A 5,688-nucleotide genomic window follows, 5' to 3' on the forward strand; every position below is an offset into this window, starting at 1 on the left:
CTCTACCAATTGTCCTGTTGTTTCAACCTTACCTTCATTTCTCGCTTCAACAATAAATTTTGCAATTCGCTTCGCCCAGCGTTCCTCACCGTAATCGGCAATAATCTTTGCCAACTCCTGCTCACTATAATGGTTAACAACCTCATAGGCCGAAAAATCAGCATTAGGATTCATACGCATATCAAGTGGTGCATCCTGCATATAGGAAAATCCACGTTCAGCAACATCTAATTGATGTGATGAGACCCCCAAGTCAAATAAAATGCCATCAACTGCATCTACTGCTAAATGATCTAACACTGAACCCAAATTACGAAAATTATCCTGAATAATGCTTATCCGGCAAGCAGCCCCTGATAATCGTTGTTTGCTGGCCGCGATAGCTGCCGGATCCTGGTCAATGCCGATCAACCAGCCGGTCGGTGCCAACTTCGCTGCTAAATAAGCCGAATGCCCCCCGCCGCCAAGCGTACAGTCTACATATATCCCTTGAGGATTGGAAAATACACCCTCGACACTTTCTTTCAATAATACGCTGGTATGTTCAAATTCAACTTCCTGCACGTTTACCACTCATTTCCGTTATATTAAATACCCAAATCTGCTAAATTCTCGGCAATCGCAGTAACAGTAGGGGTAATTCGGCGATTATATTCTTCCCAAGTTGATTTATCCCAAATTTCAATCCGGGTTGATACGCCAATGACAACCACCTCTTTGCTCAATTGGGCATATTCACGCAAATTAGCCGGCAATAACACTCTGCCTTGTTTATCACATTCTAATTCAGCCGCTCCGGAAAAGAAAAATCGCACAAAGGCTCTGGCTTCTGGCTTAGCCAGCGGCAGCTTCTTTAATTTTTCTTCTAGGATAGCCCACTCTGCCTGGGTATATACGAATAAGCAATTATCTAATCCTTTGGTGATAATACAGGTTTCTCCCAACTCCTCACGAAATTTTGCGGGAAAAATCAGCCGTCCTTTATTATCAAGGGTATGCAGATATTCACCCATAAACACGGCTGCCATCACCACCACAAGAAAAAAATTAACCACTTTACACCACTTTAAACCACTTTTTAGTCTATTCTGGACCCAAAAAAAAAATCCTGCCAACTGGTTGCAAGATTCTAAAAAAATCCATTAAATGGAGACTTAAGTCCTATATATTTGTACTAATTTCGTATCAGGCCAAAGCGTTCCAATATTGGTGCTGCATTAAGTCTGACAAAAAAGCTGCGAAAGGTCTGCTGCCCACCAAATATGGGTATACGTTCCAATGCGTAAGGATTGCTTTCAATACCTGCCTGGCCGAAACGGATAGTAAAAGCGGCTTTATAGCCTGCTTGTTTCACCAGTTCTGCCACCTGCAAATTATATGCACCGGTAGGATACGCAAAATATTTAACCTTACTCCCCAATTGTTTCTCAATTTCCTGGCGCGAGTTTATCAATTCTTCCATGATTTGCTCACGCGAAAGATTAGTAAGCGCAGCATGTGATACAGTATGTGAGCCAAAAACAAAGCCGTCACGCTGCATCTGACGCACTTGATCCCAAGTCATGTACCGTTCATCGTGGCCTACCAAATTGCTAACTAAGAAAATGGTAGCTGTAAACCCGTATTTTTTCATAATCGGATACGCATTAGTAAAGTTATCCAGATAACCATCATCAAAAGTAATTAAAATGGGGTTTTCCGGCAGTTCCTTATTATGGTTTAAATAATCCATTAAATCATCTGGCGTAATCGTAGTAAAGCCGTTTTGTGACAGATAAGCCATTTGTTTCTCAAAATCTTCGGGAGAAACTGATAACGCATGATACAGGGTATCGACTTTATGATAATTCAGAATAGGAACATCAGTAAGTACAGTGCTTGCACCATGGGTATTGTGTCCGGCTACCACAGCCCTGGTGCTCATTGTAGACGTTGCTAACATCAGTAAAAAAATAAGGCCAACAACAATAAAACAACCTTGACGCCGGCTAAAGCGAATCAACAGCATCACTTCCCCCTATGTTTCAGCCACTACACCGGAGGTTTCTTATCTTTATGGTGCCAAACCAGCAGTGTTGCACTCCACATTAGGATTAAAACACTTACAATTTGAGCAATACGCCAGTTACCCAGCATTTCGCTGTCAAGCCGAAATGCTTCGATAACAACGCGTCCTAACGAATACAACATCAAATACAACAAAAATAAGCTTCCCGATGCCAGTGGAGCTGATTTTTTAAGCATCAGCCAATTTACAGTAATAAGTACGATAAATATACATAAACTCCAGCCAGATTCATACAAAAAAATAGGGTGAAAAAAATCAAACTGTTCATATCCCGGTGGACGATATATGTAATCAATATAGATACCCCAAGCAACGTCGGTCGGATACCCAAATGCATCCTGATTAATGAAGTTTCCCCATTGCCCAATAGCTTGAGCCAAAACAAGCCCTGGCACAACGATGTCTGCCCAGCGCCAAAACGAAATTTTTTTAATCTTAGAATAAACCCAAATGGTTAGAACCATACCGATAAGGGCACCATGAAAGGCTAAACCTCCATGCCAAATCTGTAAAATTTCGCTTGGATTATCCATATATACATGCCAGTTTACAACAACATAGTACAATCGTGCAGAAAGTATTCCAATAGGAATGCCACATAAGATTAAATCCAGCAAATTATCCAGATTTTCCTTGTATATGCGAACGTAATACCAGCTTATAACACACGCAATGATAATAGCAGTTGCCAAAATAAGCCCAAACCAGCTAAAGTGAATCCATCCTATTGAAAATGCAATTTTCCCCATGGGAACTCCTATAGCAATAAGTTTACGTATAAAACAGATAAAAACACATAAAAAAAATGGATAAGCCAATACTACTAGTAGTACCTAGTGTAATGGCAATGGCAGCAAGACAATACTCTCGCAATTAAACGACTATATCATCTATATACAATACTAAATTCATAATAAAGTCATGACAAGTATTAGTCAAGTATGATATAATTATTTATGTTGCCAGCAAATTCCAGTTTTATAATTTAATTTAGGAGGCTGTTACAATGACTATCACTAAAGACATGAGTATTGTCGAAGTTGTCCAACAATATCCTCAGACTGTTCAAGTATTCCGTAATTATGGCATGGGCTGCTTGGGTTGCGCCGCTGCCCGCTTCGAAAACATCGAACAAGGCGCTCTTGCCCATGGTATTGATGTAGCTGCTCTGATCGATGACTTAAACAAAGTCGTAAATGGATAATTGGAAACAGGGCCAAATAGCCCTGTTTTTATTTTTTCTAACTACGGCATCCTTCACTGATCACAAACTGATACTAATGTATTTGACAAAAAGCACGCACTAGCTGCTTGTATCCTTATTTTTTATCTTGCCGGCATCGAATAACGGAAAGACCAACTGCCGCTTCATAATCCAACGCCAATTCTGTGTTACCAATTTTAAGAACATAGACCGGAGATGTCTGAATAATTTCAATCTCTGCACCAGGCAGCAAACCAAACACAGTTAGTTTTCGCAACGTCCTGACATCCTGCCCGATTATTGCTACGATTTTGGCCTTTTCGCCTGCTTTCAGCGTAGTAACAGACTGTTCTGTCATAACATCCCTCACCTTACTGTCTGATCCATTTTGCAATTAATTTCTAGCACCCGCAAAACGTCTTCTTTATTATAAGGGAATAGATAATAAAGTAAGCGCACGATACACCAAAGCCGCCGATACAAAGGCAATGCTAATAATCAGCATCACCATCACGGTGGCCACCAATAAACCGCGTTCTTTAACCATCACGGCCAATTGCGCAATACAGGGGACAAACAAGGTTATCGCGATAGCGGCAACTACTAACTGGGCATCTGTCAATTTGGCGTCAACCGCTAAATCATACAGCCCGGCAGCTCCATAATCGCGACGAAAAAAACCTAATAAAAATGCCTGAGCCGTTGCCGGCGGCAAACCGATAAATAGCATCACCGGCTCACCCCAATGAATCAGGGTGTCCAATATACCGCTGCTATGAGCAGCACACAATACCATACTGGTAATAATGAATACAGGTAATATCTCCATAAAGTACCATACCACCCGCGTATGGGCTTTTTTAATAACATTGCTCATCAGCGGCAGCCTAAGTGGTGGTAGCTCCATGTAAAAAGCACTGCGACTTCCCGGCACAATTTGGGCACTTAACCAACCAATACTGGCAAAAACAATTAACATAAATATGCTCCAGATCGTAAGTGCGGCAGGGTTATGCGATAATAGCGCCAACACTACCCCTAGTTGGGCAGAGCATGGCACAGCCAACGCTAGTAAAAATGTAGCCAGTAATCGTTCACGGCTGCTTTCAAGAGTGCGGGTAACCATGACTGCCATCGTTCCACAGCCTAATCCCAATGTCAGGGGAATAATAGCCCGGCCATTCAGGCCAAAAAATCGGAAGATGGAGTCCACCAACATGGCCAATCTCGGTAAATACCCTGAATCTTCCAATATTGCAAAGGTTAAGAAAAATGTCCCGACAATTGGCAGAATAATAGCAAGTGCATAACGAAACCCCATAGTAAAAATACCATAATCCCCTACCAGGTATTCTTGCGCCCATCCCCAGGGAACAAGACGACTGACAAACTGCTTAACTATCGGATTAATCAGCGGAATAAACACACTATTGTTAAGATAATCGACAAGAATACCAGCCCCAAACTTCCCGACAAATTGATATAAACCAAAATAAAGTACCAGGCAAAGGATAGGAATTCCGGTCACTGGCTGTCTGGTTATTTTACCCAACCATCCTGCCAGTCTGTTGGTTATTCGATGTTTACAATTGGCGTACTTTACTACTCTGCCAACAATCTTACCGATAATATCCTGTCTCATACCCGCTATCATGGTCTCAAGAGAACATTGTTTTTGTTCTGCCAGTCGGTTAATGGTATCAGCAATTTCCCTCCAGGCTGGTTCTGACTGGGCGATCTCGTTCATCATAAAATCACCCTGCAGTAACAACAGGGCAGTCATTCGTTTACTAAAGCCATAGGCCCGTGTTAGTCTACTGCTAATAGCAGCCACTGCCTGTTCCACTTCTTCATGTAAATTAAACACTGTCAATGTAGTCTGCTGATAATTGCTGATAGCTTTTTTCAGCGTCTCCAGTCCGGTCTTTTCCACCGCCGAAGTAGTAACTACCGGAATTCCAAGCATTTTTTCCAAAAGCTGATGGTCAATGACCATGCCTATATCCCGGGCTTCATCCATAACATTTAGATTAAGGATAACTGGCAAACCGGCATCCATGAGCTGAAGAGTAATAGCTAACATCCGCTGTATATTTTTTGCATCAATTACATGAACTACAATATCCGGCATCTGGCTGCTCAACAACAGCCTGGTAACCTTTTCCTCATCAGTCAGTGGAATTAGCGAATATATCCCCGGTGTATCAATAACTTCAAATCGCCGTCCTCCATATTGGAAATAACCTGTCGCTATGTCAACTGTAGTACCCGGATAGTTAGATACAGCAACATAGCTGCCTGTCAAATAGTTGAATATTGCACTCTTGCCAAAAATAGGTGAAACTACCAGTACAACATTTGAAGGTGTATTTCCCATGCCATTCCCCCGCCTGTTTTTATATCCGCTAAAATACAA

Annotated in this window: 7 protein-coding genes; 1 reads left to right on the plus strand and 6 read right to left on the minus strand. The window is 41.7% G+C overall.

The genetic code is table 11. The features are described 5' to 3' along the window. The 4 genes from rsmH to lgt form a co-directional block, all read right to left on the minus strand. The coding region (rsmH, locus tag AC29Z1_RS12510) for a 16S rRNA (cytosine(1402)-N(4))-methyltransferase RsmH (protein ID WP_488271797.1) at positions 1-564 on the minus strand (564 nt) is incomplete at its 3' end. A gap of 23 nt (positions 565-587) precedes the next feature. Further along, positions 588-1,019, minus strand: coding sequence for a division/cell wall cluster transcriptional repressor MraZ (mraZ, locus tag AC29Z1_RS12515; protein WP_488271802.1), 432 nt, complete (start codon positions 1,017-1,019; stop codon positions 588-590). Positions 1,020-1,174: 155 nt separating this feature from the next. Next, a complete protein-coding gene (locus tag AC29Z1_RS12520) occupies positions 1,175-2,008 on the minus strand; it encodes a polysaccharide deacetylase family protein (RefSeq protein ID WP_488271803.1) in 834 nt (277 codons plus the stop codon). A 23-nt stretch (positions 2,009-2,031) separates the two neighbouring features. Continuing rightward, entirely contained in the window at positions 2,032-2,817 is a 786-nt protein-coding gene (lgt, locus tag AC29Z1_RS12525) for a prolipoprotein diacylglyceryl transferase (RefSeq protein WP_488271798.1), read from the minus strand. A gap of 257 nt (positions 2,818-3,074) precedes the next feature. On the opposite strand from lgt, the gene AC29Z1_RS12530 reads away from it, so the two are divergent. Then, positions 3,075-3,272, plus strand: a complete 198-nt coding sequence (locus AC29Z1_RS12530; RefSeq protein ID WP_488271799.1) for a DUF1858 domain-containing protein — start codon at positions 3,075-3,077, stop codon at positions 3,270-3,272. A 115-nt stretch (positions 3,273-3,387) separates the two neighbouring features. Here the strand turns inward: AC29Z1_RS12530 and AC29Z1_RS12535 are convergent, their stop codons facing one another. Next, a complete protein-coding gene (locus AC29Z1_RS12535; RefSeq protein WP_488271800.1) occupies positions 3,388-3,630 on the minus strand; it encodes a FeoA family protein in 243 nt (80 codons plus the stop codon). 69 nt (positions 3,631-3,699) lie between these two features. Further along, the coding region (gene feoB / locus AC29Z1_RS12540; protein ID WP_488271801.1) for a ferrous iron transport protein B at positions 3,700-5,688 on the minus strand (1,989 nt) is incomplete at its 5' end.

It is taken from the genome of Sporomusa sp., assembly GCF_057736855.1.

Coding starts and splice junctions, on each gene's coding strand:
- AC29Z1_RS12520 (WP_488271803.1), bottom strand. CDS start 2,008: ATGCTGTTGATTCGCTTTAGCCGGCGTCAAGGTTGTTTTATTGTTGTT.
- lgt (WP_488271798.1), bottom strand. CDS start 2,817: ATGGGGAAAATTGCATTTTCAATAGGATGGATTCACTTTAGCTGGTTT.
- AC29Z1_RS12530 (WP_488271799.1), top strand. CDS start 3,075: ATGACTATCACTAAAGACATGAGTATTGTCGAAGTTGTCCAACAATAT.
- AC29Z1_RS12535 (WP_488271800.1), bottom strand. CDS start 3,630: ATGACAGAACAGTCTGTTACTACGCTGAAAGCAGGCGAAAAGGCCAAA.